The sequence below is a fragment of the Acidisphaera sp. L21 genome (assembly GCF_009765685.1).
GTDB lineage: Bacteria > Pseudomonadota > Alphaproteobacteria > Acetobacterales > Acetobacteraceae > LMUY01.
This window is the reverse complement of sequence record NZ_LMUY01000029.1, coordinates 85,378-100,793: the sequence shown is the minus strand read 5'-3', so window position 1 is coordinate 100,793 and position 15,416 is coordinate 85,378. Positions and strand designations below refer to the sequence as shown.

Here is a 15,416-nt window from a genome sequence, read left to right as displayed (position 1 = left end):
GTGAGCGACGCCCCGATCCGCGCCGGCCTGCGCGAGGCCACGGTGCGGCTGGAAGGGCTGGGCGCCCGGTTGCAAGCCGCCGACCCACGCGCGGTTTTGGCCCGCGGCTACGTGCTGGTGACGGACACCGCCGGCCGCCCGGTCACCAGCGCCGCGTCCGTGAAGCCCGCGGCCCGGCTGCGGCTGGAATTCGGCGATGGCGCGGTAGACGTGCAGCGCGTGCCCGAACCCGGCGCAAAGCGACAGGCGGAGTTAAGCCTGTAACACCCCCGACATCGCCCCTGCGCCTGCTGGTCGGGTTCTCGGCCCGCAGCGCGTCCGACGACCTCGCGCAAGCAATGGCGCCGGGATTGACGCACGCGCTGGGGCGCCCGGTGCAAATCGAGCTGATGCCCGGGGAAGCCGGAGCGAAGGCGGCCCGGGTCACCGCGGCCAGCCCGCCGGATGGCACAACGCTCATGCTGGCGACGTTCGGCACCCACGCGATCAATCCCAATATCCGGCCCGACCTCGGCTACGATCCGCTCGCCGATTTCACCCCCGTGTCGCTCGCGACCCGATCACCGCTGATCCTTGGGGTGCATCCTGCCCTGCCGGCCCACAGCGTGGCGGAACTGATCGCGTTGGCGAACCGGACCCGGCTTACCTACGGCAGTTCGTCCACAGCCAGCGCGCCCTACCTCGCGGCGGCCATGCTTCAGAAACATTCCGGCGTGACGATGGACCATGTGCCGTACGCCGATACGCGGGTCTTGTACGAGGATCTCATCGCCGGGCGCCTCGACCTGAGCATCAACAACGTGATGACGATGCTTCCGCTGGTGCGGCACGGCCAGGTGCGGGCGCTGGCGGTTACCACCGCCACGCGGCTCGCCGCGCTGCCTGCCGTGCCGACGATCGCAGAGTCGGGGCTGGATGGCTACGCAGTCAGCAATTGGCTCGGCTTCGTGGCGCCGCCGCGAACACCCATCTCGTTGGTCGCTGCACAGAACGACGCAATCCGCCAGGCGCTCCACGTGCTGGCCGTGCACGAAATCCTGGCTGCCAGCGGCGTCGAGATCGTTGCCAGTTCACCAGCGGCGTTCGCCCATCACATCGCGTCGGAGCGAGATCTTTGGTCGTGGATCGGGCGGCATGTCGCCGATTTATCGTAGGTCCCGCTAGCGGCTCTCCCCCGCGAACCCGGCAGTGAGTTCGGCGACACGTTGCAGTGCCGCTGGCGGCAGTGGTCCTTTCTGCACGGCGGCCAACGCGCCCTCGAATTCGTCCACGCTCGCCATGCCGACCAGGATGGTGCCCATTGCCGGATGTGCGATGGCGAAGCGAATGGCCGCTTCCGGCAACGATCCCGCAAACCCCTCATCCACCAGCGGGCGCAGCCGCGCGGCCCGGTCCACATCGGCCTGATATGACAACGCCGATCCAATCGGGGCGGGCGCCGGGCTGGCCAGCTTGTGTCGCTCGGCCGACCCGCTGAGCGCACCGCCTGCCAGCACGCGGATGCCGACCACGCCGGTTCGCGCCCGGGTCGTGTGGTCGAACAGCCGGCCGTAATCCTGGGCCGGGTAATCGGCGGGCAGGGGCTGCCCGGCGGACGGATTCAGCATGTTGTAGCTGACCTGGGCGCTGCCGAACTTGCCGCTATCGATGACCTGCAACAGGGCCGCGGTCTCGCCCACCGCTGTCAGCCCCAGCAGACGCAGTTTCCCGGCGCTCCGAAGTGCTTCGAAGGCTGGCACAACCTCCTCCATCACCTGCCGCACGCTCAAACTCTCGCCGCCGCCTTCGGTGGTGATGGCGTTGTGCAGGTGGAAGATATCCACATCGTCCCGCTGCAATCGGCGTAGGCTGCCGTCGATCGAGGCGGTGATGGCCGCGCCGATGCTGCCGAACTCGGCCGCGCGTAGCCGCACCTTGGTGCCCACCAGCGCCGCCCGCCCGATCTTGCGCAGGATCGCGCCCAAATGCGTCTCGGAGGCGCCATCGCCATACTGCACGGCGGTGTCGAAGTAGGTGATGCCGACATCCAGTGCCCGCGCCACCGCGCGCTCCTGATCTGCCGTGGAGCCGCGGACCATCAGCCCGCCGACGGCGCCGCAGCCGAACCCCAGCAGCGAAACCGGCATGCCCTCCGGTCCGAAAGCGCGTATCTGCATGGCCATTGTTCTTATTCTCCTATTTGAGCTGGCTGTCTTTGCTGCCCCGGCGGTTGAACCCGATATTGGCCGGGCGACGGTCGCGATTGGACTGGCATTCGATGCAGGTGCGCACGCCGGGCACGGCATGGCGCCGCGCCTGCGGAATTTCCTCGCCGCATTCCACGCAATGCGTCGGGCCTTCGCCGCTGGGCAGCTTCGCCCTCGCGCGCTTCACCTCGTCGGCCACTGTATCGTCGATCTGGTCCTGCACCGCCCCGTCGGGTGCCCATCCGCTCGCCATGGCCGTCCTCCGATCCGTGTTTTCCAGCCGCATATAGTTGGGCATCGCATGCGCTGTGAAAAGTGCCAGCACGTCTCGCTTGAATATACGGGAATATGCCCGTATATCGCACGAATGCCGAAACAACCCATTCTGGCCCACCGCTCGGGCGCCTGCTTCGGCACCGCTATGCGCAAGGCATCGCGCCGCGTGACGCAGCTTTACGACGATGCGCTAGGCCCATGCGGCCTGCGATCCACGCAATATGCCATTTTCGCCGAACTCACCTACCGCGACGCGACGCCGCCGACCCTGGCCGAACTCGCCGCCGCCCTGGTGATGGATCGTTCCTCGGTCGGCCATAACCTCCGGCCTTTGGAGCGGGATGGCTACGTCGCGCTGCAGGCGGGCGACACGGACCGGCGGCAGCGCCGGGTCGCGCTCACGCCGCTTGGGCAGGCAAAGTTCCGCGAGGCGCAGCGCCTGTGGCAAACCGCCCAGGACAAATTCGTCGGAATCTACGGCGAGGCCGCCAGTGAACAACTGCGCACCGCCCTGCTGAGCGTCGCCTATGACGAGCGGCTGGGAACATACTCCGAGGGAGACCGCGCATGAAGGTGCAACCTAAGCCTGCCAAATGGGTGACCGGCCGGCGCGCCCGCGTGCTGCTCTGCGCGTCGGGCGTGTCGTTCATGATCATGCTGGATTCCAACATTGTCGCCGTCTCGCTGCCGGCGATCGCACGCGACCTGAACGCCGTCTTCGCCGATATTGAATGGGTGGTCAGCGCCTACGTGCTGACCTTCGCCGCGCTGCTGATGCCATCCGGCGCGCTGGCCGACCGGTTCGGTCGCCGCCGCCTGCTCACCATCGGGATATCGGTGTTCACGCTGGCATCGCTGCTGTGCGGCTTGGCGCCCACCGCGATCATCCTCAACATGGCGCGCGCGCTGCAAGGCGTTGGCGCTGCCATCCAACTCAGTGCCGCGCTGGCGGTGCTGGGCCATGAATTCCGCGGACCGGAGCGGGCGAAGGCGTTCGCATTCTGGGGCACCGTCATCGGCATTGCGGTCGGGGTCGGGCCGTTGGTCGGTGGCCTCATCACCTCGGCCTTCGGCTGGCGCTGGGCGTTTCTCGTCAACGTGCCATTTGGGGCGGCGCTCATCTGGCTCACAATCACCGCGGTCGAGGAATCGAAGGATCCGGAGGCACGTAGGCTGGACCTTGCAGGCATCCTGTTGTTCGGCAGTGGATTATTCTGCCTGGTCTGGGCGCTGATCGGCGCCAACGCCAGTGGCTGGACGGGGCAATCGACGCTGCTGAAGCTCGCATCGTCACTCGTGTTGCTGGCGCTGTTTGTCGCGGCGGAATTGATGCAGCAGCGCCCGATGGTGGATTTCGCGCTGTTCCGCAAACGCACCTTCCTCGGCAGCAGCGTCGCCATGCTGGGCTTTGCCGCATCTGCCCAGGTGATGATGACGTATCTGCCGCTATATTTGCAGACTGTGTTCGGGCTCAGCCCGGCTGCGGCGGGATTGGGCATGTTGCCCTTCGCGCTGCCGCTGTTCTTCTTCCCGCGCATCGGCGCCGCCTTGGCCGATCGCATCTCCGGCCGGGCGCTGTTGGCGCTGGGCCTGGCGATTGTAGCGCTGGGGAATTTCGGCATGGCCATCGTGGTCGCTGCGCAACTACCCTACGCCGTCGTCGCCATCGGCATGTTGGTGACGGGCTGCGGCGCCGGGTTGCTGAATGGCGAAACCGCGAAAGTCTCCATGAGCGTCATTCCGCCCGAGCGAAGCGGCATGGCCTCCGGCATTGGTGGCACCTTGCGCTTCGTCGGCTTGGTCACCGGCATCACCGGCCTCGGCGCGGTGCTGACGGGCGAGACGGAGCGATATTTCGCCCGCGCCGCAGATGGCTCGCTGCTGGGCACCGCGCACCAGACCGTGTCCCGCATCGTGGCCGGCGACATTGCCGGTGTCGCCGCGCAAACGCCCGAGGCATTGCGCGAGGCGGTGACCGAGCTGGCCCGGTCCAGCTTCGCCTCCGGGTTCAGCATCGTCCTGCTCGTCGCCGGCGGCATCGCTACGCTGTCGGCCCTGCTCACCATCGCTTTCGTCAGCCCGATCGAAACGGCGCCAGCCCGCCTACACGCTGCCCCACTCACCGCGACGCCGGAGATGTTGGACTAGCGCGACTGGCCGACCGCCGCATCCCCCGCTAAGAAGGAATGAAGAAAAAGACCTGAGGGGATGCGGCATGAGTAAGGCAGGTTTGACCCGCCGGGGCCTGATTGCAGCAGGCGGCGTAGCATTGGCGACCAGTGCCAGAGCGCAATCATCGCCCTTGGCCCTCTCCATCATCGACGTCGCCGGCAATCTGCAACTCACCAAGGCCGGGATCGAGCGGTTTCGCGAGGCCAATCGCGCCCTGGTTTCCCGCATCACCTACAGCCAGGCGCCATCACCAGAATTGCCCGGCAAACTTAAGGCACAGCAGCAGGCCGGCCGCGTGGATATCGACCTGGTGCTGACCGGGCCTGGCGCGTTGTCGGATGGCGTTACCCAGGGATTATGGGTGCAGGTGCTGCCCGACCACGCGGCGGCGTTGCCGGATTTGTCGAAGATCTTCACGCCGGGCGCCTACATGATGCAGCAGAATTTCGGCCGCGGGCAGGGCATTGCCGTCGCCTACTCCCCCTCCGGCCCGATCTTCGAATACGCGGCGGACCGGGTGAAGACGGTGCCGAAAACGCCGCAGGATCTGCTGGACTACACGCGGGCCAACCCCAGCCGCTTCTTCTACGCGCGCCCCTATAATTCCGGCCCGGGTTGGACTTTCCTGCAGGGCCTACCCTATCTTTTGGGCGACAGTGACCCGAAGGACCCGATCAAGGGATGGGACAAGAGCTGGGCCTATCTGAAAGCGCTCGGCCAGAATATCGACTACTACCCGACTGGTACCGCCGCCATGGTGAAGGAATTGGGCGATGGCACGCGCGACATCATCGTGTCCACCTGCGGTTGGGACATCAATCCGCGCGTGCTGGGCATCGTGCCGGCCGAAATGAAGGTGTTCGCGCTGGACGGCACGCATTGGCTGCCGGACACGCAGTTCATGTGCATCCCGAAAGGCGTCAGCCCAGCGAAACAAACCGTGCTGCTGCAACTGATGGCGTTCATGCTGCAACCGGCACAGCAGGCGCTGACCTACGACAAGGGCTATTTCTATCCTGGCCCGGTGATCGATGTGCCATTGTCGCAGGCGACGGCCGAAAGCCAGCAAATCGTGCGTGATTCCGGCCGCCCGATCTACGATCAATGGATCAGGGACCTACCGTTCGAAACGCCGCTGACGCCCGATCGGCTGGTGATGGCGTTCCGGCGCTGGGATGAAGAAATCGGGGCGAAAACCACGAAATGACCACGCAGCAAGGCTTTGTCGTCATCGGCCTCGACCACCGTCACATCTACGAACTCACCGCCGGCATGCTGCAGGCCGGGTTGGTGTGCACCGGCTACTGGCCCGAAACCTCCGACCCGAAAGTGCTGGACGGCTTCCGCGCGCGCTTTCCCACCCTGCGCGCCGTCCCCGACAAAGCGATCCTGCTGGCCGACCCGGCGGCGTCCATCATGGTTTGCGCCGCCATCCCGGCCGATCGCGCCACCCTGGCGATCGAGGCGATGCGCCACGGCAAGGACGTGCTGATGGACAAGCCGGGTGTCACCACCACCGCCGACCTCGCCGCACTCGAAAGAACCGTGGCGGAAACCGGCCGCATCTTCTCCATCTGCTTTTCCGAGCGTTTTCTGGTCCCGGCCACGACCGTGGCACTGCGGCTGATCCAGGCCGGCGAAATCGGGCGCGTGGTGCAAACCGCCGGCTTCGGCCCGCATCGGTTGAACCGCGCAATCCGCCCTGCCTGGTTTTTCGACCCGGCGCGCTACGGCGGCATTCTGGCCGACATCGCCTCGCACCAGATCGACCAATTCCTCACCTTCACCGGCTCGACCGACGCCAAAATCGTCACCAGCACGATCGGCCTGTTCGACGACCCGCGCCAACCCGACTTCGAGAATTTTGGCGAGATCGTGCTGCGGAGCGATAAGGCCAGCGGCTATTGCCGGGTCGACTGGTTTACGCCGGACGGGCTGCCCACCTGGGGCGATGGCCGCCTCACCGTGGTGGGTACTGCCGGCACGATCGAGCTGCGCAAATATCTGGATATCGAGGGCCGGCCCGGCACCGACCACCTGTTCCTGTCGAACACCGCCGGCACGCGCTACATCGATTGCAGCGCCGAACCCTGGACCTATTTCGCCAGCTTCGCGCGCGACGTCGCCAACCGAGGCGAAACCACCATGACCCAGCGCCACGTCTTCACCGTCTGCCGCCTGGCGCTGCAGGCACAGGCCGATGCCGAACGAGTTCGCCTGCCCGGCGGCATGCCGCAATGAGCCGCCTCGTCGTCGGCCTTATCGGCCTTGGCCCGGGCAGTGAGCCGCACGCCAAAAGCCTGCACGACCTGTCCGACCGGATCGAGGTCCGCATGGCCGCCAGCCGCGGCGAGGCCAAAGCGGCGGCCTTCCATGATCGCTTCGGCTTTCCCACCACCACCGACATCGACTCCGTCATCACCGACCCGCTTATCCAGGCGATCCTGGTACTCACGCCGCCATCCGCGCATCTGGACGTCGCCGAGCGCTGCTTCGCCGCCGGCAAGCACGTGCTGGTGGAAAAGCCGCTGGAACTGACGATCAACAGGTGCGAACGCCTGGTCCGGGCCGGCCGTGCTGCCGACCGGCGGCTTGGCGTCGTGCTGCAACACCGCCTTCGCCCCGGCGCCGTGCGGCTGCGCGCGATCCTGGCCGACGGCACGCTCGGCACCCTGGCGGCGGCATCGATGGCAGTGCCCTGGTGGCGCCCGCAGGCCTATTACGACGAGCCCGGCCGCGGCACGCTGGCCCGCGACGGCGGCGGCGTCTTGCTGACGCAGGCCATCCACACCGTAGACCTGTTTCGCTCCCTGGTGGGCGTGCGATCCGTGACCGCCGCGCAGGTCGCGAGCACCGCGCTGCACCGGATGGAGACGGAGGATTACGTCAGCGCCCTGGTGCGCTTGGGCAACGGCGCGCCCGGCACCATCACCGCAACCACCGCCGCCTATCCAGGGGCGCCGGAGCGGATCGAGATCATCGGCCAGAACGGCACCGCCAGCCTCATCGGCGGCACGCTGCGGGTAAGCCTGATCGCGGGGGGCGAGGAAGTGCTGCAGGCCGAGGGCTCCACCGGCAGCGGCGCCAGCATCATGGATTTCCCGCACGATGCGCATCGTGCGGTCCTGGCCGACTTCGCCGAGGCGATTGCCGCCGGGCGTGACCCGGCGATTAGTGGAGAAGAAGCGCTCGACAGCCAGCGTTTGATCGCGGAGATTTTGGCCAAGGGTTGAACCGAAACTGCCTATCCGGCGTTGGCAGAGCCTGCACGAAAGCGACCTGGGTCTTCCCGGGTCTTCGCAGGCGCGACCAACCCATACGGAGGATCGATCAAATGCCCATCCTGCTCTGGCTCATCGGCATCCCCATCCCGATCATTTTGCTCATCATTCTCTTCTTTCACTGAGGTCGGCAGTGTCTTACAGCGCAACGGAGGTGCCCGGCGTGGCGCACCGGCCCGGCATGACGTGGGGCCCGGTGCTCGGCGGCGCGGCGGTTGCAACGGCGGTGACCGTTCTTTTGCTCGCCCTGGGCTCCGGCTTTGGTTTCGCCTCGGTCTCGCCAGTCACGGGCGGCAACCCGTCAGCGACCACCTTCACAGTTCTGGCCGCGGTGTGGCTGCTGATCGTGCAATGGGTCAGTTCGTTTCTGGGCGGCTATCTGGCGGGCCGGCTGCGGCCGGGCTGGGGCGGCGTCCACAAGGATGAGGTGATGTTCCGCGACACGGCCAGTGGCTTCGTCGCGTGGGCGGTTGCCTCGCTGATCATCGTGTTCGCCGTCAGCTCGGGCGCGTCCTCCCTGGTTGGTGGCGCCGGCCGGGCTATTGCCTCGGTCGCATCGTCTGCCGTCGGCGGCGCTACGCAGTCGGCTGGCTCTGCTGGCGATCCCACCGGCTATCTGCTCGACTCGATGTTTCGCCCCACCACGCCGGCCGCTACCGGCAACACCGCCGAGTCGAAGGCTGAGGCCGGGCGTATTCTAGCAACGGGTGCAACTGGCACGATCAGCCAGCCGGATCACGACTATCTGGTTCAGATGGTCGCGGCCCGCACCGGCTTGGCACAGCCTGCCGCGACCCAGCGGGTCGACGACGTGATCGGCAAGGAACGTCAGGCCTTCGATACCGCCAAGCAGGCGGCCGAAACCGCACGCAAGACGGCGGCGACGTTGGCGCTTTACACCGGATTCTCGATGCTGGTCGGCGCCTTCATCGCCTGCGTCGCAGGTGCGCTCGGTGGTCGTCAGCGCGACACTTACTAAGCGCTTGGATGCGCGGTGGCATGGTGCTGCCGCGCATCCAATTCGTCTTGGCTACTGGAACGGTAGGTAGCGCATGCTGAACAGCAGCATGTTGTCGTCGGTCGCGGCGTTGCCTGTCCCGCCAGCCCCGGTCACCCCGTCGAATACCGACCGGCGCGTATAGGAATATTGAATGCCTGTCTGAAGCGTACCGAAATCGCCGTGCAGGAAGCGCCACCAGCCACCCACTGTGCCCTGCACGATACCCGACGTGTTGGCCGTACATGTAGCGGTGCTCAGTTCGATATCGCAGCCCGCATTCGAATAGGCGGGATTGCCGTAGCCGAAGGCTTTGCCATTGGCGTTGAAATAGCGGCGTCCGATTTGTTCGGTTCCAACATAACCGTATAGATCGAAATCTGGATCGGGATGGCCCACGATGCCCACCAGAGCCTGGACTTCGGGCAATGGCTCCGGCGCGCCGCTGCGCCCAATCGTTGCATCCGGCAATTGGGATGTGCCGTAACGCCCAATGCCGTAGCCCGCCAGACCGCGGGCTTCGAAGCTGAGCTTATCGCCCAATATCGGCAACAACATGCCGGCGCCCACGCCGCCCGCCAGGCGCGTGTTATTGTGGCCGTTGCCGACCACGCTCACACGATCCTGCATGAAACGCGCGATGCCGTATAATTCGTAATGGCCATAGCCGGGGTCGGCCGCCAACTTCACGATCACGTCCGGCGCGATGTCGTCGCTATAGGATTGTCCTGGGTCGAGCGTGGAAATGCCCGGGTTGTTGAAGTTAGCCGTGCCAAGATCCACCCCGGTGCCGTTGGCGCCGACCGAGTACGTCGTTTGCGGGCTTTCCAGCGATGCGGCCAGCCAATACTTGCCGTTGTCGAAATCTTTCGCGACGCGGAATTGCGGCTGTCGGGTCCACGTAAAGCCTGGCACGTATTGCTGGTCGATCGTCAGCGGCAGATTCTCCTGACGGGGCGTGACACCAACCTTATACATCGTGGCAAGGCTCCAGGCCTGGCCGGCAAGCACGTGTAGGCCCATCGCATCGTTGTCGTATGACACGTAGCCCTGCCGCAGGCGCGGGTTGTAGCTGTTGCTTTCGTTGCTGTTGGCCGTGCCGGCTGCACCCTGCAGGTCCAGTTCCGCATAACCCGCGACGTGCTGGTTCGGATCGATGTCGCCATGCATCAGGATTGCGAAACGGCTTTGCCGTGCGCTCTCGCGGAATTCGCCCTCGTGATATTGCTGGCTGTTCGGCAGCGGGATGCCGGTGTTGAAGTTGGAGGCGATGTCGTTCACCTGGTTGCGGGTGCGGTAGATGCCGGCGCCCTCGACGAACCCGCCCAGTTGGATGGTCACGCCACCGATGTGGAACTCACCCTTGTGCCCGGTCGCGCCGGCTTTCTGGTCGGCCGCCGTCACCGGGCTGGCATTCAGCGACGTCCAATCGGTCTTGGGCGACGGATACTCCGGATGGGCGGCGTAGATGCCCAGCGTCGGGCCACCGGATGCCGTGGTGATGGGCTTGAAGCCCTTCGGGATCGGCAGGTTGACGACGGTTGTCTGGGTCTGTTCGGCCGTGGCCCGAGCCTGGGCCGCATCGGCCTGGGCGGCACGGACAGCGGCATCCTTGGCCGCCATGTCCCGCCGAAGCCGTGCCAACTGGTCGTTCAGGCCGCGGATCTGCGCCTGGATCGCATTGATCTGCGCCGCAGATTGCGCAAGCGCCGGCGTGCCGTGCAGCAGCACCATCGCGGCACTGCAAAGCAGCCCGGCTCGTGACATCGTCGCTGAATTCATCGCCCGCCGTCCAAGATGAGGACGCAGCCCTATTCCGCGAGGTGGCACGGTTCGGTGACGTAATCGCGACACGGCGATGACAAGCAGGCCCTGCTGACCGGTTTCCGGGAGGTGCGGCAGTAAAGTGACGGCGCGCTACTCCGCCGGCTGCTTCGCCCCCTCCAGCGTCGCCCGCCGGCCCAGCCGTTTGGCCAAGCCCGACAGATCGTCCATCACCGTGTAGAAGCTGGGCACGAACACCAGGCTCAGCAGGGTGCTCACCACCAAGCCGCCAATGACGCCGATCGCCATCGGTGCCCGGAACTCGCCGCCATCGCCGATGCCTAGGGCGGAGGGCACCATGCCCGCCACCATCGCCACCGTCGTCATCACAATCGGGCGGGCGCGTTTGGTGCCGGCTTCGGTGATGGCCTGGCGGCGAGGAATGCCCTTGGCCCGCGCCTCGATCGCGAAATCCACCAGCATGATGGCGTTCTTGGTGACGATGCCGATCAGCATGAGCACGCCGATGACCACCGGCATGCTCAACGGCTCCCCCGTCAGCAGCAGCGCCAGGATAACGCCGCCGATCGACAGCGGCAGGGACAGCAGGATGGTCACGGGCTGGAAGATGTCGCCGAACAGCAGCACCAGCACGGCCATAACCATCAGCAACCCGGCGCCCATGGCGCTGGTGAAGCCATCGAACACCTCGCCCATGATCTCGGCATCGCCGCCGCTTTGCACGCGCACGCCCGGCGGCAGGTTACGCGCCTCGGGCAGGGCGTAGACCTTCTCCAGCGCCGCACCCAGCGCCTCGCCGCGCGCCAGGTCGGCGCCGATCAGCACACGGCGCACCCGGTCGTATCGCTCGATAGAGGACGGGCCGGCGCCGAATCCCAGATCGGCCACGGCGGCCAGCGGCACCGTCAGCCCGGCAGTGCCTGGCACGGGCAGCACCTCCAGCGCGGCCAGGCTAGTGCGCGCCGCCGGGTCCAGTTGCACCCGGATCGGGATCAGCCGGTCGCCGTCGCGGTATTTCGCGAGGTTGGCGGCGATGTCGCCGATGGTGGCGATGCGGATGGCGTCGGCGATCGTCTCGGTCGACACGCCGAACCGCGTGGCTTCCTCATTGCGTGGCACGACGCGGATTTCCGGGCGGTCCACCCCGGCATTCGCCGCCACGTCGCGGAAGCTGGGCAGGCGGCGCATCGCACCCTCGAGCTTCGCGACGGCATGGTTCAGCGCCGCCGGGTCGTCGCCCAACACGGTGACGGACAATTCCCGTTCGCCCCGGTCATTCACCAGCCAGCCATGCAGGTCCGGAACGGTGGCCAGGTGGCGCGACAGCGCTTCCTCGATCGTCTTTTGGCTGCGGCTGCGTTGACCCTTCGGCACCAGGCCCACCACCATCGAGGCGGTGCGGATCGACTCGCCGGCCCCGGTCGGCGTAGCCCCGCCGACGACGAAGATGGTGGTGACGCCGGGTTCGGTCTGGAACAGTCTGGCCACGGCGTCCGTCTTGGCGCGGGTGTCCGCCAGCGTCGCGCCGGGCGGCAGTTCCAGCGACATGACGATGCGGCTGTCATCCTGCGGCGGGATGAACCCGGTCGGCAGCAGCGTGGTGGACCACAGCGACAGGCCAAACAATACCAGCCCGGCGAACAACGTGATGTATGGCCGCGCCAGCGTGGCGCCTAGCAGCCGGCGATATCCGCGCATCACCAGCCCATCCGGCCGGTCATGCGCCGGGCCATGCGGGCGCAGGAAATATGCGGCCATGACCGGGGTCAGCAGCCGCGCCACCAGCAGGCTCACCAGCACCGCGGCCGCGACCGTCAGCCCGAATTGCTTGAAATACTGCCCGGCGATCCCGCTCATGAAGCTGACGGGCGCGAATACCGCCACGATGGTCAGCGTGATCGCCACCACCGCCAGCCCGATCTCGTCCGCCGCCTCCACCGCCGCATGCCAGGCCGATTTGCCCATGCGGATGTGGCGGACGATGTTCTCGATCTCCACGATCGCGTCGTCCACCAGGATGCCGGTGACCAGCGTGATCGCCAGCAGGCTGACGAAGTTAAGTGAGAAGCCCATCAACTCCATGAAGAAGAACGTTGGCAGGACCGACAGCGGTAGCGCCACCGCCGCCAACAGCGTCGCCCGCCAATCCCGCAGGAAGATGAATACGACGATGGTCGCCAGCAGCGCCCCTTCCAGCAGGGAGTGCATGGCCGAGACGTAGCCGCCATAGGTGCCGCGAACCGAATCATCGATCAGCGTCAGCGCAACGCCTGGATGCGCAGCGGACAGGATCGCCAGCCGGTCCCGCACCCGTTCGCCCACCGTCACGTCGCTGGCGCCCTTGGCCCGATGAATGGCGAAGGCCACGATCGGCGTCGTCCCGTTCAGCCGGGCGAACTTGCGTGGTTCCTCGAACCCGTCGGTGATGGTGGCGACGTCGGACAGCCGCACCTCCCGCCCGCCGGGCAGCACGATGCGGCTTTCAGCGAGGGCCGCGACGCTGGGGGCGTTGGCCAGGGTGCGGATCGCCTGCTCGTGGCCGCCCACTTCGCCCCGGCCGCCGGCCAGTTCCACGTTGGTGGCGCGCAATTGGGCGTTGATGTCCCCGGCGGTCACCCCCAGCGAGGCGAGGCGGTCCGGATCGAGATCCACCTCGATCTCCCGCGACACACCGCCAATCCGCTCCACTTGGCCGACACCCTGCACACCCTGCAGCGCGCGAATGACGGTGTCGTCGATGAACCAGGACAGCTGTTCCACCGTCATGCCCGGCGCCGACGCGGCGAAGGTTTGGATCGCCTGGCCCACCACATCCACACGCTGGGTGATCGGTTCCTCGATGGTGCGTGGCAGGTCGGCGCGGATCTTGGCCACCGCATCCTTCACGTCGTTCAGCGCCCGGTCGGTGCTCACCTCCAGCCGCAACTCCACCAGCGTGGTGGAGGCGCCGTCCGTGACGGAGGAGGTGATGTGCTTCACCCCCGCCACGCTGGCGATCGCGTCCTCGATCTTGCGGGTGACCTGGGTTTCCAGTTCCGCCGGGGCGGCGCCTGCCTGCGTCACCAGGACGGAGATGATGGGCACGTCCACGTTTGGCGCGCGCGTGATCGGGATGCTGCGAAACGACAGCACGCCCAACACCAGCAGCACGGTGAACAGCACCAGCGCCGGCACCGGGTGGCGTATCGACGCGCCGGAGATCTTGAGCGCCACCGCCTACCCCCCGGCGGCCGGGCCGCTGGCGGGCACCGGCGTCACCCGGTCCCCATCGCGCACGAACGTGCCGGACACGGCAACGACGGTTTCCCCCGCCTGCACCCCGCCCGACAGCAACGCCTGCCCGGCATTGCGAAGCCCGACCGTCACGGTTCGGGTCTGCACCGTGCCGTTCTGCACCACCTGCACATGCGTCCCATCCGGGTCGAACAGCACCGCCGACAGCGGCACGATGAATCCGGATTGCCGCGCCACCTCCACGGTGGCCCGCGCGAACGACCCAATGGCGGCCGGCGCCCCGTCGGTATCCGGCGCGATCCGCACTCGCCCGAGGCGGCTCACCTGGCTGATCTCGGGCGCGACCAGCCGGACATGCGCGGGGATCGTGGTGTCACCGACGGTCAGAACGGCGGACTGCCCCGGGCGAAGCTGTGCCAGGCGCGTCTCTGGCACCGCCGCCTCCAACTCCACCGCCCCGCCGGCGATCAGGCGGAACAGCGGCTCCCCCGTCATGCCCACCACCGCACCCAGCCGGGCGGTGCGCCGGCTGACCACGCCTGCCACCGGCGCGCGGATGCTGGTGCGATCCAGCCGGACCTGCAGTTCCTGCCGCTGCGCACGCGTCAGCGCCGCATCCGCCTCGGCCGCATGCAACGCGTTCACCGAGGCAGTCAGCCGTGCCGCGCTCACCTGCGCCGCCTGCTGCCGCGTGTCGAAGGTCTCGCGCGACGTCGTACCAGACACCACCAGATCCTTCGCGCGGGCAAAAGCCGCGTCGGCTTGCTGACGGGATGCCTGGGCCTCCGCAATGGCACTCTGCGCCTGGGCGATGGCGGCCTCGGCCTTGGCCTGCTGGGCAGTGTTCTGCGCCAGGCTGGCATCCAGCGCCTCGTGCGACAGGGTCGCCAGCACTTGGCCGGCCGCAACATGGTCGCCTTCCTCCACATTGATGCTGGTCATCGCCAGCCCGTCGATTTGCGGGCTGATCAGCACATCCTCCCGCGGGACCAGCGTGCCGGTGACCAAGACTGTGGCCACCAACGAGCCAGCCTGCGCCGGCACGACGGTGACGGAGGGCGCCGCAGTCTCGGGCGCGGCAGCGCCCAGCAAGCAGAGCAAACCCAGCAGCAGAACGCGCTTATCCATGGCTCACCTGGCACCGGTCCCCAACGGTTGCAAGTCAATCAGCGCGGAGCGGGCGGGTTCGATGAATTGGGCCAGCCATAGAGCTGAACGGAGTCGCTGCCCGGCGGCGGAAATCAGCATGTTTGCATCCAGTTCGCCTATCCTATGTCATCGACCCAGTATATCGATGGGGTTTCGATCCAAGTAACTTCGGCGAACTCCATGCGCACTTGCGCTACACCGCCGAGGAGAATGAAAACGCGGACAGTTTTGGTTTGCGACGTTGACGTTTTCGTGCGCATGTTGCGGCTGCTAACTAGTGTAAACAACCCTTCCCGTCCGTCGGTCTAGGGCAGGTTTGCGAGGAGGATCTGGCCA

13 protein-coding genes are annotated in these 15,416 nt (G+C 66.8%); 8 read left to right on the top strand and 5 right to left on the bottom strand.

Annotated elements, in window-relative coordinates; genetic code table 11:
- A partial coding sequence (locus GSQ76_RS07550; protein ID WP_272482680.1) for an exodeoxyribonuclease VII large subunit occupies nucleotides 1-264 on the top strand: 264 nt, incomplete at its 5' end.
- A 74-nt stretch (nucleotides 265-338) separates the two neighbouring features.
- Complete coding sequence (locus tag GSQ76_RS07545) at nucleotides 339-1,154, top strand: tripartite tricarboxylate transporter substrate binding protein (protein ID WP_158743289.1); 816 nt, start codon at nucleotides 339-341, stop codon at nucleotides 1,152-1,154.
- Between the two features lie 6 nt (nucleotides 1,155-1,160).
- Here the strand turns inward: GSQ76_RS07545 and GSQ76_RS07540 are convergent, their stop codons facing one another.
- Entirely contained in the window at nucleotides 1,161-2,156 is a 996-nt protein-coding gene (locus GSQ76_RS07540) for an aldo/keto reductase (protein WP_158743288.1), read from the bottom strand.
- A 19-nt stretch (nucleotides 2,157-2,175) separates the two neighbouring features.
- Nucleotides 2,176-2,439: a DksA/TraR family C4-type zinc finger protein gene (locus GSQ76_RS07535; RefSeq protein WP_158743287.1), complete on the bottom strand. Its 264-nt coding sequence runs from the start codon at nucleotides 2,437-2,439 to the stop codon at nucleotides 2,176-2,178.
- A gap of 114 nt (nucleotides 2,440-2,553) precedes the next feature.
- Here GSQ76_RS07535 and GSQ76_RS07530 point away from each other — a divergent pair, with 114 nt between their 5' ends.
- The 6 genes from GSQ76_RS07530 to GSQ76_RS07500 all read left to right on the top strand — a co-directional run bounded on the left by GSQ76_RS07530 (nucleotide 2,554) and on the right by GSQ76_RS07500 (nucleotide 8,894).
- Nucleotides 2,554-3,033: a MarR family winged helix-turn-helix transcriptional regulator gene (locus tag GSQ76_RS07530; RefSeq protein WP_216850948.1), complete on the top strand. Its 480-nt coding sequence runs from the start codon at nucleotides 2,554-2,556 to the stop codon at nucleotides 3,031-3,033.
- Nucleotides 3,030-4,610, top strand: coding sequence for an MFS transporter (locus GSQ76_RS07525; protein WP_216850947.1), 1,581 nt, complete (start codon nucleotides 3,030-3,032; stop codon nucleotides 4,608-4,610). The genes GSQ76_RS07530 and GSQ76_RS07525 overlap by 4 nt, the downstream gene beginning before the upstream one ends.
- 67 nt (nucleotides 4,611-4,677) lie before the next feature.
- On the top strand, nucleotides 4,678-5,841 hold the full coding sequence (locus tag GSQ76_RS07520) for an extracellular solute-binding protein (RefSeq protein ID WP_158743286.1): 1,164 nt from the start codon (nucleotides 4,678-4,680) through the stop codon (nucleotides 5,839-5,841).
- Entirely contained in the window at nucleotides 5,838-6,875 is a 1,038-nt protein-coding gene (locus GSQ76_RS07515) for a Gfo/Idh/MocA family protein (protein ID WP_158743285.1), read from the top strand. The genes GSQ76_RS07520 and GSQ76_RS07515 overlap by 4 nt, the downstream gene beginning before the upstream one ends.
- Nucleotides 6,872-7,867, top strand: a complete 996-nt coding sequence (locus GSQ76_RS07510) for a Gfo/Idh/MocA family protein (protein WP_158743284.1) — start codon at nucleotides 6,872-6,874, stop codon at nucleotides 7,865-7,867. Before GSQ76_RS07515 ends, GSQ76_RS07510 begins: the two co-directional genes overlap by 4 nt.
- A 202-nt stretch (nucleotides 7,868-8,069) precedes the next feature.
- Nucleotides 8,070-8,894, top strand: a complete 825-nt coding sequence (locus GSQ76_RS07500) for a hypothetical protein (protein WP_216850946.1) — start codon at nucleotides 8,070-8,072, stop codon at nucleotides 8,892-8,894.
- Nucleotides 8,895-8,945: 51 nt separating this feature from the next.
- Here GSQ76_RS07500 and GSQ76_RS07495 read toward each other — a convergent pair whose 3' ends face one another.
- The 3 genes from GSQ76_RS07495 to GSQ76_RS07485 form a co-directional block, all read right to left on the bottom strand.
- Nucleotides 8,946-10,694 (bottom strand): hypothetical protein, encoded by a 1,749-nt coding sequence (locus GSQ76_RS07495; RefSeq protein ID WP_158743282.1) that lies wholly within the window; start codon nucleotides 10,692-10,694, stop codon nucleotides 8,946-8,948.
- 135 nt (nucleotides 10,695-10,829) lie between these two features.
- Nucleotides 10,830-13,910, bottom strand: a complete 3,081-nt coding sequence (locus GSQ76_RS07490) for an efflux RND transporter permease subunit (protein WP_158743281.1) — start codon at nucleotides 13,908-13,910, stop codon at nucleotides 10,830-10,832.
- A 3-nt stretch (nucleotides 13,911-13,913) separates the two neighbouring features.
- Nucleotides 13,914-15,059, bottom strand: coding sequence for an efflux RND transporter periplasmic adaptor subunit (locus tag GSQ76_RS07485; RefSeq protein WP_158743280.1), 1,146 nt, complete (start codon nucleotides 15,057-15,059; stop codon nucleotides 13,914-13,916).
- Nucleotides 15,060-15,416 lie beyond the last annotated feature (357 nt).